General features: G+C 70.8%; 22 protein-coding genes. 11 read left to right on the forward strand and 11 right to left on the reverse strand.

All coding sequences use genetic code 11. The features are described 5' to 3' along the window. The first annotated feature begins 174 nt into the window (after positions 1-174). Complete coding sequence (locus tag ABZ459_RS18050; RefSeq protein WP_357971376.1) at positions 175-1,254, forward strand: hypothetical protein; 1,080 nt, start codon at positions 175-177, stop codon at positions 1,252-1,254. Between the two features lie 282 nt (positions 1,255-1,536). Here ABZ459_RS18050 and ABZ459_RS18055 read toward each other — a convergent pair whose 3' ends face one another. Further along, entirely contained in the window at positions 1,537-2,166 is a 630-nt protein-coding gene (locus ABZ459_RS18055) for a TetR/AcrR family transcriptional regulator (protein ID WP_357971377.1), read from the reverse strand. A gap of 101 nt (positions 2,167-2,267) precedes the next feature. On the opposite strand from ABZ459_RS18055, the gene ABZ459_RS18060 reads away from it, so the two are divergent. Beyond that, the gene (locus tag ABZ459_RS18060) at positions 2,268-3,326 is read left to right on the forward strand and encodes an oxidoreductase (protein ID WP_357971378.1); all 1,059 of its coding nucleotides are present in this window, start codon (positions 2,268-2,270) and stop codon (positions 3,324-3,326) included. 42 nt (positions 3,327-3,368) lie between these two features. Here the strand turns inward: ABZ459_RS18060 and ABZ459_RS18065 are convergent, their stop codons facing one another. Beyond that, a complete protein-coding gene (locus ABZ459_RS18065) occupies positions 3,369-4,055 on the reverse strand; it encodes a GNAT family N-acetyltransferase (RefSeq protein WP_357971379.1) in 687 nt (228 codons plus the stop codon). Positions 4,056-4,152: 97 nt separating this feature from the next. Here ABZ459_RS18065 and ABZ459_RS18070 point away from each other — a divergent pair, with 97 nt between their 5' ends. From ABZ459_RS18070 to ABZ459_RS18085, 4 genes are all read left to right on the forward strand, one after another. Then, positions 4,153-4,887, forward strand: a complete 735-nt coding sequence (locus ABZ459_RS18070; RefSeq protein ID WP_357971380.1) for a TetR/AcrR family transcriptional regulator — start codon at positions 4,153-4,155, stop codon at positions 4,885-4,887. Between the two features lie 160 nt (positions 4,888-5,047). Next, a complete protein-coding gene (locus ABZ459_RS18075; protein WP_357971381.1) occupies positions 5,048-5,545 on the forward strand; it encodes a SigE family RNA polymerase sigma factor in 498 nt (165 codons plus the stop codon). A gap of 4 nt (positions 5,546-5,549) precedes the next feature. Next, complete coding sequence (locus ABZ459_RS18080) at positions 5,550-6,554, forward strand: hypothetical protein (RefSeq protein ID WP_357971382.1); 1,005 nt, start codon at positions 5,550-5,552, stop codon at positions 6,552-6,554. A gap of 231 nt (positions 6,555-6,785) precedes the next feature. After that, positions 6,786-8,342 (forward strand): CocE/NonD family hydrolase C-terminal non-catalytic domain-containing protein, encoded by a 1,557-nt coding sequence (locus ABZ459_RS18085; RefSeq protein ID WP_357971383.1) that lies wholly within the window; start codon positions 6,786-6,788, stop codon positions 8,340-8,342. 114 nt (positions 8,343-8,456) lie between these two features. Here the strand turns inward: ABZ459_RS18085 and ABZ459_RS18090 are convergent, their stop codons facing one another. Next, complete coding sequence (locus ABZ459_RS18090) at positions 8,457-9,056, reverse strand: TIGR03086 family metal-binding protein (protein ID WP_357971384.1); 600 nt, start codon at positions 9,054-9,056, stop codon at positions 8,457-8,459. Between the two features lie 31 nt (positions 9,057-9,087). After that, the gene (locus ABZ459_RS18095) at positions 9,088-10,290 is read right to left on the reverse strand and encodes an alpha/beta hydrolase family protein (protein WP_357971385.1); all 1,203 of its coding nucleotides are present in this window, start codon (positions 10,288-10,290) and stop codon (positions 9,088-9,090) included. Between the two features lie 94 nt (positions 10,291-10,384). Between ABZ459_RS18095 and ABZ459_RS18100 the strand changes: the two genes are divergently transcribed. Next, the gene (locus ABZ459_RS18100) at positions 10,385-10,969 is read left to right on the forward strand and encodes a TetR/AcrR family transcriptional regulator (protein ID WP_357971386.1); all 585 of its coding nucleotides are present in this window, start codon (positions 10,385-10,387) and stop codon (positions 10,967-10,969) included. A gap of 363 nt (positions 10,970-11,332) precedes the next feature. Here ABZ459_RS18100 and ABZ459_RS18105 read toward each other — a convergent pair whose 3' ends face one another. Together ABZ459_RS18105 and ABZ459_RS18110 are read right to left on the reverse strand one after the other, a co-directional pair. Next, positions 11,333-12,316 (reverse strand): hypothetical protein, encoded by a 984-nt coding sequence (locus tag ABZ459_RS18105; RefSeq protein WP_357971387.1) that lies wholly within the window; start codon positions 12,314-12,316, stop codon positions 11,333-11,335. Between the two features lie 181 nt (positions 12,317-12,497). After that, entirely contained in the window at positions 12,498-13,061 is a 564-nt protein-coding gene (locus ABZ459_RS18110) for an RNA polymerase sigma factor (protein ID WP_357971388.1), read from the reverse strand. 410 nt (positions 13,062-13,471) lie between these two features. Between ABZ459_RS18110 and ABZ459_RS18115 the strand changes: the two genes are divergently transcribed. Then, on the forward strand, positions 13,472-14,455 hold the full coding sequence (locus tag ABZ459_RS18115) for a serine hydrolase domain-containing protein (protein ID WP_357971389.1): 984 nt from the start codon (positions 13,472-13,474) through the stop codon (positions 14,453-14,455). A 324-nt stretch (positions 14,456-14,779) separates the two neighbouring features. On the opposite strand, the gene ABZ459_RS18120 is transcribed toward ABZ459_RS18115, so the two are convergent. Then, on the reverse strand, positions 14,780-16,003 hold the full coding sequence (locus ABZ459_RS18120; protein ID WP_357971390.1) for an FAD-dependent monooxygenase: 1,224 nt from the start codon (positions 16,001-16,003) through the stop codon (positions 14,780-14,782). A gap of 75 nt (positions 16,004-16,078) precedes the next feature. Between ABZ459_RS18120 and ABZ459_RS18125 the strand changes: the two genes are divergently transcribed. From ABZ459_RS18125 to ABZ459_RS18135, 3 genes are all read left to right on the forward strand, one after another. Then, complete coding sequence (locus tag ABZ459_RS18125; protein ID WP_357971391.1) at positions 16,079-16,924, forward strand: helix-turn-helix domain-containing protein; 846 nt, start codon at positions 16,079-16,081, stop codon at positions 16,922-16,924. Between the two features lie 94 nt (positions 16,925-17,018). After that, on the forward strand, positions 17,019-17,996 hold the full coding sequence (locus tag ABZ459_RS18130; RefSeq protein ID WP_357971392.1) for an alpha/beta fold hydrolase: 978 nt from the start codon (positions 17,019-17,021) through the stop codon (positions 17,994-17,996). 26 nt (positions 17,997-18,022) lie between these two features. Further along, on the forward strand, positions 18,023-18,784 hold the full coding sequence (locus ABZ459_RS18135; protein ID WP_357971393.1) for an alpha/beta hydrolase: 762 nt from the start codon (positions 18,023-18,025) through the stop codon (positions 18,782-18,784). 134 nt (positions 18,785-18,918) lie between these two features. On the opposite strand, the gene ABZ459_RS18140 is transcribed toward ABZ459_RS18135, so the two are convergent. From ABZ459_RS18140 to ABZ459_RS18155, 4 genes are all read right to left on the reverse strand, one after another. Beyond that, positions 18,919-19,350: a hypothetical protein gene (locus ABZ459_RS18140; RefSeq protein ID WP_357971394.1), complete on the reverse strand. Its 432-nt coding sequence runs from the start codon at positions 19,348-19,350 to the stop codon at positions 18,919-18,921. Positions 19,351-19,449: 99 nt separating this feature from the next. Then, complete coding sequence (locus tag ABZ459_RS18145; RefSeq protein WP_357971395.1) at positions 19,450-19,908, reverse strand: hypothetical protein; 459 nt, start codon at positions 19,906-19,908, stop codon at positions 19,450-19,452. A 436-nt stretch (positions 19,909-20,344) separates the two neighbouring features. After that, positions 20,345-21,238 (reverse strand): hypothetical protein, encoded by an 894-nt coding sequence (locus ABZ459_RS18150; protein ID WP_357971396.1) that lies wholly within the window; start codon positions 21,236-21,238, stop codon positions 20,345-20,347. Further along, on the reverse strand, positions 21,235-21,600 hold the full coding sequence (locus ABZ459_RS18155) for a hypothetical protein (protein WP_357971397.1): 366 nt from the start codon (positions 21,598-21,600) through the stop codon (positions 21,235-21,237). Before ABZ459_RS18155 ends, ABZ459_RS18150 begins: the two co-directional genes overlap by 4 nt. Between the last annotated feature and the right edge of the window lie 137 nt (positions 21,601-21,737).

Consider the following 21,737-nt stretch of genomic DNA (forward strand, 5'->3'; position numbering starts at 1 on the left):
GACAGGTCGAGTCACGAATCCGGAGGTGCCGGGGGTCTCGCTGGCCCGGAGGCGATCAAGCTGCCGTGGAACCCGAACGAGCCGGCCCGGTGGGGCGACGGGGTCTCCCGGGGCTCGGCCTCGGAGAACGCCATACAACTGTGCAGCGATCAGCAGTACACCGGTGCCGGCGGCATGAGCGGCCCGGAAGCCACCTCCTCCAAGGGCACCTCTCCAGCGGACGCGACGCAGACCGCCGACCCCCGCGTGGGTCAGTCCGCGGATGCCGGCGCGCCGAGCAAGAGCCCGGAGACCGGCGGCCCCGGCAAGACCGGCGAGAAGGCCGGCAAACCGGAGACCCCCGGCCCGGACGGACGGACCGAATCCCAGATCCGCGCCGACCTCGAACAGCGGTCCGGCAAGAGCTACCCCCAACTCGTCATGGAACTCGGCCGCGGCCCTCTCGACCCGGCCAAGATCTCGCCCCGGCAGGTGGAGCAGGAACTGGAGAGCAAGAAGGCGCTGCCCACGAGAGACACCAAGGAACCGACCGTCATCCGCAATGTCCTCGTCCCGCATGACTACCAGGCCGGCCGGTACGTCACCGAAGGCCGGGTGGGGCCCGAGTCCAAGGTCGAGGCCGCCGCCAAGGCCGGGCAGGAAGCCGTTCGCAAGGACTTCGTGTCCGGAGTCGCCGGAGGCCTGGCCGGGGGAAAGCCGGGCTCGGCGTCCGAAGGGCTGGTCAAGCCCGCGCCCGAGGTCTCACGCGGCTACGAGCCGCGACCGGCCCAGACGTACGAACCGAGGCAGGGAGCCTACAAGCCGGAGGCGCCCTCGACCGTACGCTCGATGGCAGGCCCCAGCGCAGGCGAGATGAGCTCCGCGAAGGGCTTCCAGAACGAGAAGGCGGTCGCCCAGCTCACCGGCGGAAGCCTGGCCAGGGACAACCGGGCCGCCTCGATCAGTGAAGGCGGTGCGCTGAAGGACACCGAGATCCGCTACGCCCTGCCCAACGGCCAGGGTGGCGTCGCCAAGGTCGACGTGCTGGGGCCCAAAGGGGAGCTGATCCAGGTCGGCGGCCCGGGCAAGGCCGAGAATCTGTCGAAGACCATCAGCGACCTCACGCATCTGCAGCGGGCGGCGGAGTCCCGTGGTGTCAACGCGGAGGCGTACTTCACCAAGGACACTCCGAAGGTCGTCCTGGAAGCGGCCGGCAAGGTGCTGGGCAGCGACAACGTGCACACCTTCGACCGGCCTGACTACCGCTCGCGGTAGACCTGGCACTGCCGTTGCTACGGCGAGCGGCCACTTTCCGCTGATGACAGCGGCCATGCCGGTGAAAGGTCGGCGCCCTCCCGGGCATTGTCCCCGGGGCGTCCTGCCTCCGACGTCCGGGGCGGCCAAGTGACCGTTTGTTCGCTGCACAACTGGCGATCAATACATGCTCTCGCGATGTGGAGCGCATCCCGCTTCAGCTCGATGGCGGAGATCGGATCCTCCCCGGGGGGCCACCGGAATGTGCGATCAGGCCAAGCTTGGCCCGCCGGACCAGCGTCCTCACTCGCCGACCGGCGCATCGTCGTGCCCCGGCCGTAGGGCGCCCGCGCGCACGGCGGCGAGCGTGACGCGCACCGCCTGGTCGGCGATCCTCTCGTCGACGGGTTCGGCGGTGATGAGCAGGCGGAGGTAGATCGGCGCGGCCAGGGTCTTCAGCACCTCGGCGGGATCGGTGTCCCCGGGAAGCTCGCCGCGCTCGACGGCACGCCTCAGCATCGGCTCAGCTCTGGCGAGCCGGTCGTCGAACACCTGCCGGCGGGCCGCGGCGATCTCCGGAAGGTGGGCCGCCCCCGTGAACATGGCGGCCAGGATGGCCTGCCCGGCCGGGCTGGTGAACACCTGGACGATCGAGCGCGCCAGCGCCCGCAGGTCGGTCTCGATCGCGCCGGTGTCGGGCACGGGGATGTCCGTCGCCATGTGTTCGGCCAGGGCGTCGATGAGCAGACTCTCGCGATCTTTCCACCGGCGATACACCGTCGTCTTGTGGACCCCGGCGCGCTGGGCGACGTTCTCGACGGTCAGCGCGGCGTAGCCCCTGTCGAGGAGCTCGGCGAGGGTGGCGGCGTGGACGGCGGCGCGTACTTTGGCGCCGCGGCCGACCGGCCGGGCAGGGGATTGACCAGACCGCATTGCAACTCCAAGTTGCGATATTCGAGGGCGAGTGACAGGATCAATCTATCGCAACTCAAAGTTGCGATGTGTTGGTCCCCACTCCTCCGAGGTGGCACATCATGCACAGCCCTCCCCCCTGGACCTTCCACGACATCCCCGACCAGACCGGTAGGGTCGTGGTGGTGACCGGAGCCAACAGCGGCATCGGCTACATCACCGCCCGCGAACTGGCCCGCCGTGGCGCCCAGGTCGTCCTGGCCTGCCGCGACCCCGAACGGGGCCGGCGCGCGCTGACCCGCATGCAAGGCGAGGCGCCTGGCGCCCGCCTGGAACTGCGCCGGGTGGACCTGGGCAGCCTGGCCTCCGTCCGCGAGTTCGCCGCCGGGTGGGACCGTGGCCGGCTCGATCTGCTGGTGAACAACGCCGGGGTGGCGATGGTGCCGTACGCCCGGACCGCCGACGGGTTCGAGTCGCAGTTCGGCATCAACCACCTGGGCACCTTCGCCCTGACCGGCCTGCTGCTGCCGCACCTGCTCGCCGCGCCCGACCCGCGGGTGATCACCATCAGCAGCGAAGGCCAGCGCTTCGCCCGCTTCGACCTGCACAACCTCAACGCCGAGCGCGGATATCGCACGGCGTTCGCCTACGTGCAGTCCAAGCGCGCCAACCTCTACTTCGCCATGGAGCTGCAGCGCCGGGCCGACGCTGCCGGGCTGCGGCTGCGCAGCATGGCCGTCGCCCCCGGGCTCACCCGCACCAACGTGCTCACCGGCGGCGCCAACAGCGGCAGAGGACGCCTGTACGCGACTCTCACGCGCCTGCTGGTGCGCGCAGCCTTCCGCCCGACGCCGGAAGGAGCGAAGACCTCGCTGTACGCGGCGACCGTACCGGACCTGTCCGGCGGCAGCTACATCGTTCCCGACGGGCCGCTGCAACTGCGCGGCGAGCCCGTACGCCGCACCCGCGAACGCGCCATCCGCGACACCGACACGGCCGCTCACCTGTGGCAACTGTCCGAACGCCTGACCGGAGTCACCTACGCCTCCTCGGCGACCGGGACACCACCGTCGGCCAGGCGGCGCAGCGTGGCCGATGACGCGCGGCCGTCCCATCTGAACCTGTACGGCAGGTTCGAGCTGGACATGAGCGAGGTTGAACGATCAGATGATCCGCTCTGAGCGACGAACGATCTTGAGGTTCAGCAAGGCGAGCCTCAAGACCTATTGACGTTCGGCGGACGTCGGCGCTCCGGCCCCCTCGGCAGCGCGGTCGGCGTTCCAGATCATCGTCCGCTGGTGGACCCGCCGGCCGTCGTGCCGGAGGCCGGGCACCAGTGGTGCCGGGCCGTGCTCGGCGAAGCCCATGCGCTGAAAGAACCGCACCGCCCGGGTGTTCTCGACCAGGGTCTGCAGGTGGCAGCCAGGGGATCCGGCCTGCCTGAGCCGGTCGAGCCAGCGGCTCATCAGCCCGTCGGCGGCGCCGGTCCCTCGCGCTTCGGGTGCCACGTTGATGTGCAGGTGCGCGGGCCACCTGGCGTCGGCGAACTCGCCGACGCCGGGCTGCCTGCGGACCGCGGCCCACGCCAGATCGGCCAGGCTGCGCGCGAAGAAGGCCGCGGGCCCGGGCCGGAAGACCAGCCGGTAGGTCCGCATCGCCTGCTCCATGCGCTCGCCCTCGCCGGGGAACCTCGCACTGTCGAGGCATCCCGTCAGGTAGCCCACCAGGGCGCCCCCGGCGACGGCGACGAAGAGCGAGTCCGGCTCCAGCTCCATGTAGGGGTCCAGATAGACGGCCGCCTCCGAGTCCACGTGCCCCCACAGCGACGCCGTGGGAGCGCCCTCGCCCGCGCGCTCGAACAGCTCGCGCAGCTCGGCGCGGTCGCTCGGCGCGAACGTACGGATCTCCATGCCGCCTCCTTCATTATGTACGGTCTACTCTGTACGACATACACGACTATTAGGCTATATGACGTACACAGATTCCGACCGCACGAGAGGATGTTCGATGGCAGAGCTGCCACCCGTCGTGGCGCGGATGTGGGACCGCGAACCCACCACGCGCAGAGGCCCGAGGCCGCGCCTGGACCTGGCCACGATCACGACGGCCGCCATCGAGATCGCCGACACCGAAGGGCTGGCCGCCGTCTCCATGAGCAACGTCGCCGCCCAGGTGGGCGTCGCTCCGATGGCGCTCTACCGATACGTCGGCAACAAGGACGAACTCCTGACCGTCATGGCGGACAGCGCCGTGCCCCCACCACCCGAACGCGGGAACCTGCCCTGGCGCGACTACCTCGCCACGTGGACCCGGCTCACCCGCGACCTCCTGCTGTCCCGGCCCTGGCTGCTGGACCTGCGCCAGAGCACCCCGCCCATGGGCCCGCGGCGACTGCTCTGGCTCGACCGGGCCCTGGACGCGCTGTCCGGTACCGGGCTGGACGACGGCCAGAAGTTCAACGCCGCCACGGCCCTGACCGGCTACGCCCTCACCAACGCCACACTCACGCACTCGCTCGGCGCCGGCGGCGATGAGCTCGCGGCCAGGGCCAAGGGAGCCGCCGAGTACGGCGAGATGCTCACCGAGGTCCTGGACCCCGCGACGTACCCGGCACTGTCGGCCATGATGCGCTCCGGCCTGCTCAGGGACTCCACCGGCTGGACGGAGGACGCCGACTTCCGGTTCGGCCTCGACCTCCTGCTGGACGGCATAGAGGCGCTGATCACCCGCCCAGCCCGGTAACCGGCCCTCTGTCCCAAGCCGCGTGTGACCGTGTCCCAATCGAGCTTCCAGGGTTCACGGGCAACGAACACCCACTGCACAAGAGTGCAAGAAGCTGAGCAACCTTCTGTACTTCCGGCGGCGTAAGGACGAGTGACTGTCGCCTGAGGAAGGACCGTACATGGCGGATAGATCGGAGTACGACGCGTTCGTCGAGGCGTCGTGGCACCGGCTGCTCCGCACCGCCTACCTGCTCGCCCGCGACTGGGGAGCGGCCGAGGACCTGGTGCAGACGGCGCTGCTGAAGACGTGGCAGGCCTGGCCACGCCTGGGCGACGAGCGTGAGGCGTACGTCCGGAAGATCATCGTGAACCTGCACGTCTCCTGGTGGCGGCGGCGCTGGAGAAAGGCCGAGCTGACCAGCGAGTCGCCGCCCGACCGAGCGCAGGCGGCCGACCACATGGGACAGGCCGACGACCGCGAACTGGTCTGGCAGGCGCTCGGCCGCTTGCCTGCCCGGCAACGGGCCGTCGTCGTGCTGCGGTTCTTCGAGGACCTGACCGAGGTCCAGACCGCTGCGACGCTCGGCTGCAGCGTCGGGACGGTCAAAAGCCAGGCGAGCAGGGCGCTGGCCAAGCTTCGGGTGGACGAGTCGTTCGCGTACGACAGGAGGGGGTAGCGCGATGCATATCGACCAGGGAGAACTCCGCGGCCTGCTGGACGAGCGCAGCAGCCCGGCGCTCGACCGCCCGATCCCGTGGCACTCGCTGCGGGCCAGGACGCGCGGCGCACGGCGGCGCCGGTTGTCGGCCGTCGCTGTCGCTGTCACTTGCGCCGTCGCGGTCGTCACCGCGGGAACGATCGTCAGCCTGCGCGGGCCGGCGCAAGTCGATCAGCCGACCACCGCGAAAGTGACCGACAAGCTCCCGATCCAGTACGAGGAGTCCGACGGCACCGTCTACCGCAGGCTAGCCACGGCGACCTTCGACCCATCACGCGAGGAATCGACGACGTTCCAGGTGAAGGTGAGCGGCAAGCCGGTGGCCATCCTGCCCGACTGCCCACACCCCAAGGCAGCGCCACCGCCTGTCAGCGCGTGGGTACCGGGCCTGGACAAGAGTTACACGCTGTCACCGGCGCCCTTTCTGATGAACTCGTGCGAGCGGGGCAAAGCGGTCGACATGCAGCCCCTCCCCGCCGGGACGCGGACGGTGAGATTCACCGTCAAGCGCGACCTCGGGCGCACACCTCCGGGGAAATGGCGGTTCGGCGTGTACGAGTGGACCCCGCCGGCCACGATGAGGACCGCCTCGCGCCCGGTCGAACCGCCCGCCAAGATCGGGGAGACCCTCAACCTGGTCACCAAGGGCAGCGCCACCTGGCCCGGCACCCGCGAGGTGACGCTCACCGTGCGGAACCGGGGCCGCGGACTGGCCATCGTCACCTACTGCGGGGACGGCCTCACCGAGCGGCTCAGCAACAAGATGTGGGTGAACGGGCGCTTGCACCAAAGCCCCCTCCCCTGCTCCGCCCCGCCGACCACCCGCTTGGCCGGGTACGTCCACATCGGCAAACGGCCGCGCGGTGAGAAGACGACAACGATCAGAGTCCGGCTGGAGACGTCCATCCCCGAGTACCTGCGGCGCCCCGGAACGCTGACGGTGGCCGTTTATGACGACGACCTGTGACAGGGCGCGGCGCCGTCCCAGTCGTAGGCGACGGTAGGCGGTGTGGTGCAGCTGGTTGCGGTCGTTGTGTTCCAGCTGCTCTGATCCGACGGTGGCGGACCGCCTGCCGCTCGACCCGGAGGAGGCACTGGCCGAACAGCCCAGCCGGCTGCTGCACGACCGCACACCCGTCCGACCACCAAGGGCTTGGCTTGCCCTGCCAGTACTACGCGCCAGGTCGCGGGACTCGGCATGACGGTGTTCGCCTTAGTCTCCGTCCTGCCCGCGGCGCCGGCGTCGGCCGCGCCGACCCTCCTTGTGCGGAACGGGCAGACCCAGCCCGCCTTTTCGTACACGGAGGCGGTGCGCGAGACGGTGTACGTCGAGACGCCGATGGACAGCGATCGCGACGGCCGCCGCGACCGGGTCGCCGTGGCCGTGATGCGCCCTGCGGAGACCCTGAACGGGATGAGGGTCGCCACGATCCTGAAGGCGACGCCCTACTCGGGCCGGGAGGCACAATCGGCGGTGCCCGACCCGGGAGTGTTCAACGACTGGTACGACGAGTACTTCGTGCCACGGGGTTACGCCGCGGTGGAGGTCGAGGTGCAGGGCACGGGCGCATCGGAAGGATGCCCGACGACCGGTGGCCGTGAGGACGTCCTCAGCGCGACCGCGGCTGTCGACTGGCTCAACGGCCGGGCACGTGCCACCGACCAGGGGATCGCCTATGCCGGTTCGCTGGGCGACCGCTACCCGGAGTACCAGGCGAACCGGGTCATCAGCGAAAGCGCCAAGACCAAGTGCGGGGACGTTCTGACGAAGCTGGGGGTTGACGCGGCCGACTACACCCCCTTCTGGGCCGAACGGAACTACCGGCGGCATGCTTCTCGCGTACGGGCCTCCGTCCTGCCGGCGCAGGGGCTGAACGACACGAAGGTTCGTGGTCGCCAGTTCGCCGAATGGTGGCAGCGGCTCGAGGACAACGACGTGCCGCGCAAGCTCTGGCTGCACAACGGCGGACACGAGGACCCGCTCGTCACCGGCGCCGGCTACTGGCAGGAGACCCTGCACCGCTGGATGGACCACTGGCTTTACGACCTCGACAACGGAATCACGCGAGAGCCGCGGGTGACCGTCCAGCAATCGGACAACTCCTGGCAGACCTCCGCCAGCTGGCCTCATCCCGATTCCCGGCCGGTTCGCATGTGGTTCGGTCCGGCCGATTCGTCGGCTGTGGGCACCCTCGCGGACACGCCCGCCACGAGCGCGACCCAAACCTTCACCGACGACACCACGCGGTACGAAGCGCAAATGATCGCCGACCCGTCGGTCGGCGCACCCTACCGGCTCGCCTACCTCACGGCTCCCCTGACCCGGCCCACACACCTCTCCGGTACGGCAGAGGTGAGCGTACGCATGACGAGCACGTCGACCAGCACTCCGCTGACGGCCCTCCTGGTCGACTACGGCCCGGCGGCTCCGCAAGCGACGGCGGCCCAGCCGGAGAGCGCCGACTTGTTCGCCCCCTCCCCGCGAGGCAAGCCGACCAAGCTCCCGGTCGTCACGCGTGGTTCCATCGACGTCAAGAACCGCGACTCCGTGACCCGTCCGAGGGCCGTCCGTCCCGGCCAGGCGTACACCGTCAGCTGGCGCCTGCACGCCACGGACTACGTCTTCCCGGCCGGCCATCGCATCGGGATCGTGATCGTCGCGAACGACAAGGACTACGTCACCACCGACCCCGCCGCCAAGTCCGTGACCATCGACCTCGGCCCGAGCAACGTGGTGCGCCCCTTGGCGAACTGACCTCGGACCGCTTGGGACCGCCGCCCGGGGCAGCCGCTCGCCCGGTCCCGGGAACGCCGACGAGTAGGAGCATCCCCCAAGTCGTCGGGCGGCGGCCGAACGTGCCGCGCCGCCCTACCTGCCGGCCCGGCCAGGCCAGGCCGCAGATCCGGTTGCCGCGCTGCGCAGATCGCGGCCGAGGAAGGCCAGTAGCCGCTGGTGGGCAGGGGCGTCGGCGTGGATCTCGCGCTCGGGGCCGAACATGGCGGGACGGCGGAAGGCTGCGAAGTCCATCTCGCGCATGATCGCGTGCAGGTGAGCGCAGGCAGGCTGGTCGAGGAGATGTTCCTGCTCGGTGGCCACGGCCAGGTCTGCGCCGTGCACCAGAACCTCGGTGAGGTGGACGAGCGCGGCCATCGGCCCGGGGACGGCGCCGAACCCCAAGCGGACGGTCGTGTTCAGGGCCTCCGGGCGATGCCAGGCGGTGCGATCCAGTTCGGCGGCGGTGACGAAGGCTGCGTACGGGTCGCTGCCCAGCCAGTCGTCTTCGTGGGCGCCGCCGGGGTCGGCGCCGGACAGTTCGGCCGCGAAGATGCGCATCCCGCCGACCAAGTGGTTGAGTTCGGTGCGGACATCCCATTCCGGGCAGGGGGTGGGGTCGGTGAGCCGCGCGTCGGTGATGCCCTTGACGACGGCGGCGGTCATGTCGAGGGCACGGTCGATCTGATCGATCACGGTGGTCATGGTGGTGGTCTCCGCTCGGGGTTCAGGCGATGGCGAGGGTGTCGTCGAGCCAGTCGAACAGGTGCTGGTGGAGCGTGGCGCGCCCGCCGTAGCTGCAGTGCTCGCCGGCCCCTTCCGCCTCGGGGAAGGTGATGAGGGTGCTCGGGCTGGTCAGCGCCTGGTGCAGCCGCTGAGGTTCGCCCTTGAAGGTGGCGTCGTTGTCCGGGTCGAAGATCAGGGCCGGGGTGGTGATCTGGTGGGCGAGCCCGTCGAGGGTGTAGGGGCGGGAGCGGCGTACATAGTCGGAGGGAGAGTCGGCGCCGAAGGTCCAGACTCCGTTGCGCAGGGCCCAGCGCAACGCGGTGTTGCGGGGCAGCATCAGCGACAGCACCCGCTCGGCTTCTTCGTCCCGGCCCTCCAGCATCCACTGGAGCAGGAACGGCGGGATGAGCCGGGTGGTGGCCTCGAAGTAGCTGTAGATGCCGTCGTCCAGGATCAGTGCGGCGGCCCGGTGCTCATGGGCGGCGGCGCGGGCGACCAGTAGACCGCCGAAGCTGTAGCCGTGCAGGGCGATGCGGGTGGGGTCGATCTCCTGGCGAGTCAGGGCGTGATCGAGTACGGGGGTGAGCACGCTTTCCCAGTCGGGGCGGAAGAACAGGCGCTGCTCGCGCAGCGCCGCACCCTGCCCAGGGCCGTCGTAGGCCAGGCAGTTGTAGCCTCGCCGCAGCGCCGCGGCGGCCACGGCGAAGTAGGCCTCTTCCAGGATCGAGTCGAAGCCGCTGGTGAACACCACCGTCGGACGCGGTCTCCCGGAGTCGTCGACGAGGAACAGACAGCCGGGCAGCGTCGTGTCCGCGTAGGGAATCGCCACCGCCTCGACCGGGGTGTCCATCAGGCCGGCCGCGGTGGCGAAGGTGTCGCGGGCCAGCGCCGACAGCTCCTTGGCGTCGGGGTCGTCGAACGGGTTGTCGCGCAGATAGAACTCCGCGGTGCGGTAGTAGTTCGACGCCCTCAGCAGCGCCTCCCGGGCGCTGACCCGGTGCCCGGCTGCGAGTGAGCGGTTGCCGAGCTCGTGCACGCGTCCGGCTGTGTTCTTCCACTCGCGATGCCAGGCGGCCTCGTCCCCGTCACCTATGGCGCGCGCGGTCACCAGAACCTCCCCCAGATCGGCGCCGCCATAGGTGGCGAAGCACGCGGTGCGTAGCGCCTCAAAGGAGAACGACTCATCCTCAAAGAGGAACTTCATGACGTCACTCCTCACGTCGAAACGTTGCCGTATCGACGCTAGTGGAGCCCATCGATAGAACGCAACTGTTGCGTCGCATCGCTAAGATGGGCTCATGACGCGCAAACCAGCCGGAGCGGCCGTCCTGCAGCAGGACGTCACGGACGCCATCGCCACCGCCGCATTCGCCGAACTGGCCGAGACCGGGTACGGCCGACTGTCCATCGAGTCCGTAGCGCGCCGGGCCGGGGTCGGCAAGACGGCCGTCTACCGCCGCTGGAGCTCCAAGCAGGCCATGGTCATGGACTTGATCACCCAAGTCGCCGTCCGGGCAGCCGACACACCCGACACCGGGACGCTCCGCGGCGACGTGCTGGCCTTCCTGACGATCACCGACCAGGCGCTGCGCCACCCTCTGGTCGCCCGAATCGTGCCCGACATGTTCGCCGAGGCAACCCGCTCTCCCGAGGTGGCAGTGGTCCTGCGGGAACAGGTGGGCGGCGCGCGCCGCAACAAGGTCGCGGCGATCCTGTACCGCGCCATCGAGCGCGGCGAACTTCCTGCCGACACCGACATCGAACTCGGCCTGGACCTGCTGGCCGGGCCTCTCTACTGGGGCGTCAACATCAGTCAGGCCCCGCCCAGCCCGGAGCGCACGCAGCGCCTGGCAGACAAGATCATCGCCGCGTTGGCGGCCTGACCAGACGTCATCGGGGCCAGTGCCGCCGGCGGACTCCTGCCCGCCCCCGGGCAAGGAGACTGCCGCTCCCGATCCCGCGACGTGTGGACAACCACCAGCTGGTGGTCGAGGCCATCGACGCTCTGCGCGCCGACCTGTCCGGCCTGGTCGCACGCAGGCAGGCGGGCCCGGCGCAGCGGGAGGACAGCCTGTTCCCACCCCGGCATGAGCGACTGCGCCCTGGAGGCTCGCCTGCTGCCTCGCCGCTTGTCCTCGGGAGTCTCCGGCAAAGCCGCTTGCGCGCTGACAAGCCGGACGCGATTCCGCCGCCCGCAGGCTCTGATGGAAAGGAGGGTGGTGAGCGTGCGTGCCCGGGGCGTCCCGTCACGGGAGCGGACGGTCGCTGAGCCGGCAGCCGCGCGGCCGCTCGGGGCGTTCGCTGGTCCAGCCCGCCTCAGGTGCCCATGCCTGATAGTCGATGAACGTCCCCTTGGTGAGCCCCTCCGTGCTCTCGACGGCGATCGCGACGTCTACCGCCAAGACGGTGCCGGTCCGCGGGTCGAGGATGGTGGTGTACCGCTGCGCCACCTCGCCATCGGAACCGAATCCGGCGGTGAAGCCCTCGCTCTTTGTGAAGGTGACCTCGATTCCCTTCCGTCCCAGAGGGTCGGTGATCGGGCCGCGCACCTTGGTCGTCGGCAGGCCGGCGAGGAGACGCAGGGTGGCTGCCCTGACCGAGGGCTTGACCGGGAGCTCCAGCAGGTGGGAGGAGGTGGAGAGGAATTCTTCGAAGCTGTCCTTGGGCTGGCCGTCCTTTCGGGCCTTCCAGTAGGTTCGCAGTTTCTCCCGGAGTCGCTCGGCGTCGCCGGGCAGCGCCGCGAGGTCGGCCAGCGTGAGTTCACCCAGCCGTCTGTCACCGAGCACGCCGCCCGGCTCGGCCGCGCGCGTGTAAACACACCGTGAGGGCTTGGACCGCAGCTGGACTCTCGCGCAGGTGTCCGGCATACCGCCCGGCGTGCACACGCGCTGGACCGTGACCGGAGAACCCGCCGCTCGCCACGCACGCTCGTCGGCCGCTGTGGCAGGACGGACGAACTGCTGCCGCTGCTCCGCTTGAACGGGGTCGCCGGGGTCGCGCGGTTGCCAGAGGTCGATTCGTGACGAGGACAGGACGTTGAACGTTTCGCCGCCCGCCCGGACCCTCATCAGCCCATTGTTGAGTAGCGGCCTGCGCCAGTAGTCGCCGCGTTCGTCCGGCAGTTTCGCGATCTGGTCCGCCAGCCGGAGCAGGGCATCGTTGCCGGCCGGGGGCGCGAGCATCGTTGCGGGAACAGCGGTCATGTTCGACACCAGCGTGACGACGGCCATGACGACGGCGATCGTTGTCGCGGCCGCTCCCAGGGTCCATCCCCAGGCGAGGCCCCGCCGATTCGCCCTACCTGGCCGTACCGGCTTGCGCTGGGCGGCGGCAAGTCGGAGGCGGGCCTTCTCGACCACCTCCGCCGAGGGCGGCGGAGCGTCAGGCAGGGCTCTCGCCAGGAGTCTCAGCTCATCCATGGGTCTCCTCCAACGGGTTGACGTCGCCGAGTGCCTTGCGGAGTTGCTTGCGAGCGCGGTTGAGCCGGGAGGCCACCGTCCCCGCCGGGACCCCCAGGGCGGCGGCGACCTCGGCGTGGCTGAGGTCGCCCAGCACGCTCAGCAGCACGACGTCGCGGTCCCCACGATTGAGCCCGGCCAGCGCCCCCGCCAGCTTGCCGGTCAGCCGGCCTGCGGCCACGCGGGCCAGGGCTGCGTCCTCGGGACTGTGCTCGGGACTGTGCCCGGCGCGCTCAGCCGTCCGGCTGAGCGCCTTCCATCTACGGATCTCGGTACGGCGGTGCCGTGCGATGAGGTGGGTGGCGATGCCGTACAGCCACGGACGCACCCCGCCGCGCGAGGCGTCATAGCCACCCCGATAGGCCGCCAGGAACACCTCGGCGGCCAGGTCGTCAGCGACGTCGTCGGACAACCGCCTGACGATGTAGCGGTGGATCTCGGAGAAGTGCGCATTGAAGATCTGCTCGAAGTCCACCCGTAGATCGGGTGGGTCGGCCAGGTCAGGTGGAACGGCCATGCAGGCGTCTCCGCTGGGTCAAGTGAACGATGGTCGCCCTTTCTTGCCCGAAGTGCCTCGATGCTTTCACGGACGGCCGCCGACTCTCTTTTGATCGCCCGGCTCCAGGCGAAGGGCTGTGAGGTTGGCCTGAAGGCCGGCACAGGCGTCCTTCCCAAGTCGGAGATCGTCGGTGTGGAACCAGGGTTTCCGTAGGGGACAACTCCGACGCCGTACCGCCCTCTCGTGTCGGATCTTGATACGGCGGAGACCGAGAGCCGGACTCCGTGAATCGGAGGAGCAACGTGAAGGGAAGACGCATCAGCGCGGCCGTCGTGGCGTGCTTGACCGTGTCGTTGGCGGCAACGCCTGCCGTGACCGCCACCGCGGCGGCAGACGCGAGCCCGAGCGGTCGGCCGAGTTTGCAGGCGATGCTGGACAAGGTCGTCGCAGGCGGTGCGGTCGCCGCGATCGCCGAGGTTCGCGACGGGGACAGGACCTGGCGAGCCGCCAGCGGCAAGGCGAAGATCGACAACGCCCGGCCGGCCCCGGTGGACGGGCGCTTCCGGGCCGGGAGCGTGACCAAGTCGTTCACGGCGACCGCGGTGCTTCAACTGGTGGGAGAGGGAAGGCTGCACCTGTCCGACAGTGTGGAGCAGTGGCTGCCGGAGCTCGTGGACGGGGGCGCCGACATCACGATCAGGCACCTCCTCCAGAACACCAGCGGCCTTCCCGAGTACTCGACGGACATGATGGACGAGGCGGGCATCCCCAAGGAGCGCTACCGCACCTGGTCGGCACGCGAACTGGTGGAAAGAGCGGAAAAGCTCCCGCGCGACTTCCCACCCGGGTCCCAGTTCAGGTACTCCAACACCAACTACATCGTGCTCGGCATGCTGATCGAGAGGGTCACCGGCAGGCCGTACGCGACAGAGATCAGGGAGCGGATCCTGCGGCCGCTCGGCCTGCGGCACACCCGCGTGCCGGGAGCCTCACCGGAGGTGTACGGCCCGCACGCCCACGCATATGTGCCGGTCACCAGGGCCGGCAAGGTCGTCCCCGTTGACGTCACACGGTTCAATCCCACGATGGCCGGCGCGGCGGGCGAGATCATCTCCACCACCGGGGACATCAACCGGTTCTACCGCGCCCTGTTCCAGGGCAAGCTGCTCCGCCCCGGCCTGCTGAAGGAGATGCAGGATCCCGGCACGACCGGGGGGTACGGGCTGGGGCTGGAGCTGGCGCCTCTTCCCTGCGGCACTGCGTTCGGCCACGGCGGCGGTGCCCCGGGCTACCTCACGGTGGCGTTCAACTCAGCCGACGGTTCGCGACAGGTCACATTGTCGATCACCCCGTTCTCCGGCGACCCTCATCAGGCGGCCATGACCCTGCTGACCTCTGCACTGTGCCCTTAGAGAGCCTTGAGGCTGAGGTCAGGGCGATTGGAAGTCCAAGCCCGTCTCGGCGGTGCGAGGACGGCACCAACGCCCCAACCCTCTTGGCCCGCTCCCGACACACCTCCGTACGCTCCCTGGAGTGCTACGCGCGACCCAGCGTTGAAGCGTGTCGCCAACCGCGATCCCCTACGCCGCCGGAAGCGAGCCACCACCGCATGAGCTCGGTGCGCTACCGCTGATTCCTGCGGACTCCCTTCTCGCCCCCGAAAGGGTCCCCACCACGATCCCGAAGCTCCCCCTCTTTGTGAATGGATTGGACTGTGTCCCTGCCGTCATATGCGCTTACGCGAGCGGGGCCCGTGATGGAGGGAACGAGTAGTCCTCGACGGTCATGGAGTTGTGGAGGCGCGCGCTCTTCGTGGTGAGGCGGAGGAGGGCGCGGCCGATCCCGGACGGCAGGCCGGAGATCAGGCGAGCTCCCTGCGCCAGTCCCGCCACCCCCAGTCGTGAGGTGGGGATCAGGGTCTTCGCCGCGCTGAGCGCGGCCTCGCGGCTGCCGCGCACGTGCTCGGCCATCGCCCGCTCGTAGGCGGGGAAGGCGCGCTCGTGGTCGCCGCCCGCCCGCGCCAGCTCCCCGGCGAGGACGTACGCGCCGACCACGGCCAAGCTGGTACTGCCGCCGACGGCCGGGCCGGGGCTGTAGCCCGCGTCGCCCACGAGCGTCACCCTCCCCCGCGACCAGGAGTCCATGCGGAGCTGGCTGATCGAGTCGAAGTAGAACGCCGGGCTGCGGTCCAGCTCGTCCAGCCAGCCGTCCACGGCCGGGTGCATGCCGTCGAACGCCTCGCGCAGCAGCTTCTTCTGACGGGGCACGTCGTGGTGATGGCAGTCCAGCTCGTACGCGCTCCGGAACAGGAACAACGCCCGCGCCCCGTCGAGGTGACGCGCGCCGTAGACGCCGACGGTACGGCCGACGCCGACGTGCATGACGAGCTCGCCGTCGAGGCCGGAGACGTTCGGCAGGGTCAGCACCCCGAAGTAGGCCCCGATGAAGGCGCCGGACGTGTCCCCGAACACGAGGCGGCGCACGTTCGAGTGCAGCCCGTCCGCGCCGACGACGAGGTCGAAGCGGCGCGGCGCGGCGTTCTCGAACCGCACCTCGCCGTCGGGCGAGATGGCGGTGATCGACTCGCCGAAGACGTACTCGACGTCGTCGCGGGTGGCATCGTGGTAGATCTCGCTCAGGTCGTCGCGCATGATCTCGACGTGCCGGCCGGAGGCGGCGCCGAAGATCTTGGAGAGGTCCACCCGGACGGGACGCCGCGCGCCCTCCTGGTGGACGCTCATCCGGCTGGTGCCGGTGGCCCGCTCCTCGACGCGCGGGAGCACGCCCATCTTCTCCGAGATGTCCATCGCGGGCCGGAACAGGTCGACCGCGTGCGCGCCCGTCTTACGCAGGCTCGGGGCCCGTTCCACGACGGTGACCTCGAAGCCGTGCCTGGTGAGCCAGTAGGCCAGGACCGGGCCGGCGACGCCGGCTCCGGAGATGAGAATCCTTGTCGTCATGCACTCACTGTCGCCGCCGGTGCACGCCGCTGGATTGGACGAATGTTCCCGCCGCCGGCTGGCTAGCATGGGACGATGCGGACATTCGTGCGCGATACGGCCGTGTGGGACGTCGCGTGCCCTTCGCGGCCAAGCCGGGTGGCCGGTGTCACCATGGCCGGGTTCCGCGTCCGTGACCTGGACGCGCTCCGGATGGTCCCCCATCCGGCCATGACGCTGCTGGTGGAGTTCGGCGCCGCTTCGCCCGTCCTTGACCGTGACGGCGGGCGGCGGCAGCGCGGCAGCATGGTCGCCGGACCCGGGCTCGGATTCGGCGGCTCGGTCCGGGTGTGGGGTGAGAACGTCGAGTGCGTGCAGGTACGCCTGTCGCCGCTGATCGCCCGCGCGGTACTGGGCGTCTCGCCCGCCGACCTCGGAGACGCCGTCGTGTCTCTGGAGGACCTGTGGGGGCGAGAGGCGTCACGGATCCGTGAGCGGCTGGGCGGCGTCCCGTCGTGGCAGGATCGCTTCGCCCTGGTCGACGCGCTGCTCGCCCGCCGGCACGAGGCGGAGCGGCCGGTGGACCCGGAGGTCGCCTGGGCCTGGCGGCGCATCGTCGGAAGCCGGGGTCGGGCCAGGGTCGACGGGCTCGCGGCCGAGGTCGGGTGGAGCCGTAAGCGGCTGTGGTCGCGGTTCCGGTCGCAGCTCGGCCTGGCGCCCAAGCAGGCCGAGAAGCTGGTCCGCTTCGACCACGCCGCCCACCGGCTGGTCGCGGGCGTGGCCGCGGCCCGGGTGGCGGCCGACACCGGCTACGCCGACCAGTCCCATCTGCATCGGGACGTCATGGCGTTCACCGGCGCGACCCCCGCCACCGTCTCCGCCGAGCCGTTCCTCGCGGTCGACGACATCGCCTGGCCCGGCAGCGCGCCCTCGCCCGCCTGAGCGCGTTCGCACCGCCTGTCCCGGCAGCACGCCCTCCCGCGCCTGAGGACATTCGTTCAAGACACCCGCGCGCGCCGGCGGCGACCGTGGGTCCATGACCACTCTCCATCGCGCCACTCGCCGCAGCCTTCCGCCCCGGAGGCTGACACGGCGCCGGCGGCGCCTCCTGATCGCCGCGGCCGTCCTTCTCGTCATCGCCGGATCGCTGCTGGTGAACGCGGCGGTGGTGACCCGCCAGAGCGCCGGCGGAAGCCCGACCCTGCCGCTCGACGGCGGGAACGTCTACGTGCGCCAGGACGGCCCCTCCGACGCCCCGGCGCTCGTGCTGATCCACGGGCTCGCCGCCTCGACCCGCTCGTGGGACGCCCTCGTCCCGCTGCTGGCCGGGTCCTACCGCGTCATCCGGCTCGACCTGCTGGGACACGGCCGGTCGGCCAAACCGGCCGACGGCGGCTACGGCGTGCCGGAGCAGGGACGCCGGGTCGGTCAGGCCATGGACCGGCTCGGCGTCAAGCACGCCGTGGTGGTCGGGCACTCCACCGGCGGCGCGGTCGCCACCGCCCTCGCCGAGCAGCGCCCCGACCTGGTGTCCGCGCTCGCGATCATCGACACGGCACCGCGCCTGAACGCCGCCGTCTCGACCGGCTTCGTCGGCGGGCTCCTGGACAAGCCCGTCATCGGGCAGCTGCTGTGGCGGCTTCGAACCGACAGCCTGATCCGCGACGCCGCGAGCAGCGCGTTCAGCCGCCCGGGCTACGAGGTCCCACAGGCGGTCGTGGACGACGCGCGCGAGATGACCTACCACGCCTTCGTCGCGACCTCGCAGGACGGCGACGACTACGTGAACCGACGCGCGCTCCCTGACCGGCTGATCCCCCTCGGCAAGCCGCTGCTGGTGATCTTCGGCGCCGACGACCGCAGGTGGCGCTCCTCCTCCGCCGCCGAATACCGCGCCGTCCCAGGCGCGACGGTCGAGGTGCTGCCCGGTGTCGGGCACTCGCCCATCATGGAGGATCCGCCGCGGACCGCCGCGCTCCTCCTGGCCTTCGCCGCCCGCCACGCACACCGTTGACCTTCGTCCGACCAAGGGAGATCGCCATGCCGCACACCAGCTCCGGCATCCACTGGGAAGAACACGGACAGGGCCCGTCGACAGTTGTCATGCTGCCGGGATTCGGCGCCTCGGCCGATCTCATGGCCGGGATCGCGCGGCACCTTGACGGGTTCCGCGTCCTGATCTTCGACCTGCCCGGACACGCCCGGTCCGTACGCGCGCCCGCGGACGGACGGCTGCCCTCGCTCGCCGCGATCCTGCACGAGGCGATCAAAGAGGCGGGCGCCGACGACTACTGCCTCGTCGGCTACTCCCTCGGCGGCGCGATCGCGGTGCGGATCGCGCTCGACCACCCGGACGAGGTGCGCGCCCTGATCGGCGTCGTCCCGTGGAACGCCGGGGGGACGACGGCCGAGGACGCGGTGATCGCCGGCTTCGACGCCGCGTACGGCGACGTCGAGGCTCTCACGCACGCGGTGGCGGCGATCTCCGTGGACCCGTCCAGGACATCGGGCCTGACGAGCAGCATGCTGACCGTCACCGAACGGATGTGGCACGGCTGGCTGGCCGGCGGCGCGCTGACCAGCCAGGCCGACGAGCTGCCCGGGATGCGCGTACCGACCTGCTACCTCCTCGGCGGGAAGGACGTCGTGGTGGACCAGGCGAAGCAGCTTGACGACGTGCGGCGCATCCCCGGAAGCCGCGCGGTCCTGCTGCAGGAGCTCGGCCACCTGTGCGGCCTGGAGCGGCCGGACGTCGTCGCGTACGAGATCTCGGCCTTCCTGCGGCGCACCGCACCCTCCTGACGGGGGTCACCCGTCCTGGTACGGCGCTGTGAGCTGGGTGGCCGGTTCGGTCGGCTCCCTCTGGACGGGCTCCGGGGTCTCCACGACGACGAGGCCCATCCGGATCGCCACGGTGTGGCGGTTCTCGACGTCCCCTACCGGACGGGCGGCCTGGACGTGATGCCGGCACTTCCCCCGCCCGTCCCTGGGCCCGCGCTGCGGAAGACCTCGACCTGGTCTGCGACCTCCATGTGAAGCTCCCCGGCAGGAGCCAGCAGGTCGCGCACGATGACGATCACCCCGTGCATGACGTGCTCGAACGCCTCGTCCACCGTCATCACGGGAGCGGCGGCGGCCGCTTCGCGAAGGTGCGGAACGGCCAGGTCGGGATGTGCCCGCAACCAGAGCGGCGGGACGGGAGTGTGCTCCATGACCGACTCCCCCTGGTCCTGACGATGGTCCACGAGCAGCACGAACCCGAAGAGCCGCAGCGTCAGATCGGTCCCGGCATGCCACGATTGCGCGGCGTTCCGCGTTGTGGTGGCGATCTCTCCGTTGAGAACGTAGACCGCGACCACAGGCGCCACACCCCTGCCCACCATGACGGCGGCTGCGAGGCGGGCATGAGCGGAGCCGGTGCCGGCTGGGCAAACGGCGAGCTCGTCGCCAACGCCGAGAAGCCGCGCTCAGCCCACGAGGGGGGACTCGAAGGAGAACTGCTCCCGCCTGACCAGATCTGTGACCTGGGCGGAGCCCAGAGCGCGGTCGAACTGGAAGGGGTTGTTGTCGGGCACGCTGCGGGTGCCGCAGAACGCCGTCTGCCCGTTCTGGAGGCTGATGTTGACGCAGCGGGCGTCCGCGGGAAGAGACTCCAGGCGGGCGGTGAGGTTCTCGACCTCCACCGAGAAACCCGTGCCGTTGAAGACCTCCGTCTGGGCCTGCTTCCAGGCGGCACCGGCCCCCCAGATACAGGCTCGGGCCGACAGACCGGGGAAGACGAGACTGGAGATCCAGCTCCCGCATGTAGGGTCGGCCGCGGCCAGGGCGCCGTTCGTGCCGGTCAGGCCCGGCGCCATCGTCACAGCGCCCGCCACCGCCGCTGCGATCAGGGCTCGTGACAGGCCCCTCGCCGATCGGATGCTCATCGTGGTCTTCCCTTCGTAGACGGCCTGATCGCCGCCGCCGGATATGGGTGTCGCGTCGACGGCGGTCGGACGCCGGGCCTTCAGGCTGGAGCGCCTGCCGTCCGACCGCTCGACCTTCGGCCGGTCACAGACAGTAATCGCCCCTTGACAGGTCCATAGTGTTGGTGACGGACGGCGACGGGCAATCTTCGGTCCACTCAGTGGACCGACGGAAGCAGCGCGTTGCGCAGCCGCGCCCGCGCCTCGACCTTGCGGCGTCCGCGGGCGCGGTCGTAGCCGGTGTACGGGCAGATATCGCCGTCCGGGAGCCGCCCAATGCTGATCCCCAGGCCGTCTCGTGGGCGATGGCACGAGCAGTGGCCTCCGGATGATCTCTCGTGCGCCGGGGAGTGCGACGTCGCGATCCGGCGCGCCGGCGGACGGCGGGCGGCCGGGCTCAGGCGCCCTTGCGGAGGAGCTCGGTGATGGTGAAGCCGACGCGCTGGGTCACCTTGCCGTCGGCGAGCGGCACGTTGAGCGCCCTGGCCAGCTCCGCCCCGTACAGGTCGGCGGTGGCCTCGCACACCTGGGCCAGCGTGCCCGTCGCCGACCTCCCCCTGCGGTGGCCGACCGCGATCGTCACCACGCCGACCAGCGCCGCCGGCCACCACAGGGTGACCGCCGCGACCGCCAGGTACAGCACGCCCCAGGCGGCGGTGGTCGCGGCGCCGGTCAGGGCGGCGCGGGCGTCGCCGATCGTGGTCCGCGCGTGGTCGGGGACGACCAGCCACAGGCGCGGCCAGGCGGCGTCGAGGTCGATGCCGTACCGGTTGCGCACGCGGACGGCGACGGCGTCGAGCTGGTCGCCCATCCAGGTGGGCCGGAACGGGCGGGCCAGCGCGATGGCGTTGCGGCGCGCGGCCAGCTCGCCCCGGCGGCGCTCGAAGTCCGCAGTGCTCTCGCCCTCGGCCGCCGTCGCCGACTCGTAGGCGCGGTGGGCGTCGTCCCAGCGCCGCCTGCGGCGTTCGACCAGGGGGCGGGCCAGTCGGCGCGGGCCCCGCGCGAACCAGCAGCGTACGACCGGCCCCGCCAGCGCGTTCGCGGCCAGCCCCGCCCCGAACGCGCCGAGCAGGAGGGCGACCAGCAGCAGCGCCTGCGCGACGGGCTCGCCGTCCAGGGCCCTGGTCTGGGCGGTGGCCCGGGCGGCCAGGAACGGGACGTCCCACGGGCGCCGGTGGCCGAGGACGGCGGCGAGCCAGAGCACGCCCTCGAACAGCGCACCGGGCAGGACGAGCACGGTCAGCCAGCGCTCGGCGAGCTTCTGCCCGAGGCTCGACAGGAACCCCGTCATCCCGGCGCGTATTCCAGCGGCAGCTCGTAGACGTCGCACGCCGGTATCGCGCCGCCGGGCTCGGGCCGGGCCTCGCGCCGGCAGCGGCCCAGCGGGCAGCGGTACCCGCCGGGCGGCGGCGGCAGGTCGCCGGCCGTCGGCAGAGCGGGGACGACCGGCTTGCCGCGGGCCAGGACGTCGAGGCCGAGCATGCGGCTCAGGTCGTCGACGATCTCCTGGGGGCGGCGCTCGCCGCCGCGCAGCGCGCGCCTGGCCTCGTCGAGCTCGGCCGACCATCCCTCCGACCCGGCCATGCGGACCAGTCGGGGGAGGCTCTCGCACAGGGCCGCGAGCGCGCGGCCGTCGTCCGGCGGATCTGCCATGGCTCGGTGTCTACCACCCGCCCGGCGACGTCGGCAAGACGGACGGACGGTAACACCCGCGTCGCGGAAAGCGAAGCGCAGGAGAGCGCCCCGATGCGACGAGGATCGCCTCGGCCCGGCCCCGGCGGGAGGACACC

The sequence above is a fragment of the Nonomuraea sp. NPDC005692 genome, from assembly GCF_040631115.1.
Classification (GTDB): domain Bacteria; phylum Actinomycetota; class Actinomycetes; order Streptosporangiales; family Streptosporangiaceae; genus Nonomuraea.

Coding starts and splice junctions, on each gene's coding strand:
- ABZ459_RS18050 (WP_357971376.1), top strand. CDS start 175: ATGAGCGGCCCGGAAGCCACCTCCTCCAAGGGCACCTCTCCAGCGGAC.
- ABZ459_RS18055 (WP_357971377.1), bottom strand. CDS start 2,166: ATGCGGTCTGGTCAATCCCCTGCCCGGCCGGTCGGCCGCGGCGCCAAA.
- ABZ459_RS18060 (WP_357971378.1), top strand. CDS start 2,268: ATGCACAGCCCTCCCCCCTGGACCTTCCACGACATCCCCGACCAGACC.
- ABZ459_RS18065 (WP_357971379.1), bottom strand. CDS start 4,055: ATGGAGATCCGTACGTTCGCGCCGAGCGACCGCGCCGAGCTGCGCGAG.
- ABZ459_RS18070 (WP_357971380.1), top strand. CDS start 4,153: ATGGCAGAGCTGCCACCCGTCGTGGCGCGGATGTGGGACCGCGAACCC.
- ABZ459_RS18075 (WP_357971381.1), top strand. CDS start 5,048: ATGGCGGATAGATCGGAGTACGACGCGTTCGTCGAGGCGTCGTGGCAC.
- ABZ459_RS18080 (WP_357971382.1), top strand. CDS start 5,550: ATGCATATCGACCAGGGAGAACTCCGCGGCCTGCTGGACGAGCGCAGC.
- ABZ459_RS18085 (WP_357971383.1), top strand. CDS start 6,786: ATGACGGTGTTCGCCTTAGTCTCCGTCCTGCCCGCGGCGCCGGCGTCG.
- ABZ459_RS18095 (WP_357971385.1), bottom strand. CDS start 10,290: ATGAAGTTCCTCTTTGAGGATGAGTCGTTCTCCTTTGAGGCGCTACGC.
- ABZ459_RS18100 (WP_357971386.1), top strand. CDS start 10,385: ATGACGCGCAAACCAGCCGGAGCGGCCGTCCTGCAGCAGGACGTCACG.
- ABZ459_RS18105 (WP_357971387.1), bottom strand. CDS start 12,316: ATGGCCGTCGTCACGCTGGTGTCGAACATGACCGCTGTTCCCGCAACG.
- ABZ459_RS18110 (WP_357971388.1), bottom strand. CDS start 13,061: ATGGCCGTTCCACCTGACCTGGCCGACCCACCCGATCTACGGGTGGAC.
- ABZ459_RS18115 (WP_357971389.1), top strand. CDS start 13,472: ATGCTGGACAAGGTCGTCGCAGGCGGTGCGGTCGCCGCGATCGCCGAG.
- ABZ459_RS18120 (WP_357971390.1), bottom strand. CDS start 16,003: ATGACGACAAGGATTCTCATCTCCGGAGCCGGCGTCGCCGGCCCGGTC.
- ABZ459_RS18125 (WP_357971391.1), top strand. CDS start 16,079: ATGCGGACATTCGTGCGCGATACGGCCGTGTGGGACGTCGCGTGCCCT.
- ABZ459_RS18130 (WP_357971392.1), top strand. CDS start 17,019: ATGACCACTCTCCATCGCGCCACTCGCCGCAGCCTTCCGCCCCGGAGG.
- ABZ459_RS18135 (WP_357971393.1), top strand. CDS start 18,023: ATGCCGCACACCAGCTCCGGCATCCACTGGGAAGAACACGGACAGGGC.
- ABZ459_RS18145 (WP_357971395.1), bottom strand. CDS start 19,908: ATGAGCATCCGATCGGCGAGGGGCCTGTCACGAGCCCTGATCGCAGCG.
- ABZ459_RS18150 (WP_357971396.1), bottom strand. CDS start 21,238: ATGACGGGGTTCCTGTCGAGCCTCGGGCAGAAGCTCGCCGAGCGCTGG.
- ABZ459_RS18155 (WP_357971397.1), bottom strand. CDS start 21,600: ATGGCAGATCCGCCGGACGACGGCCGCGCGCTCGCGGCCCTGTGCGAG.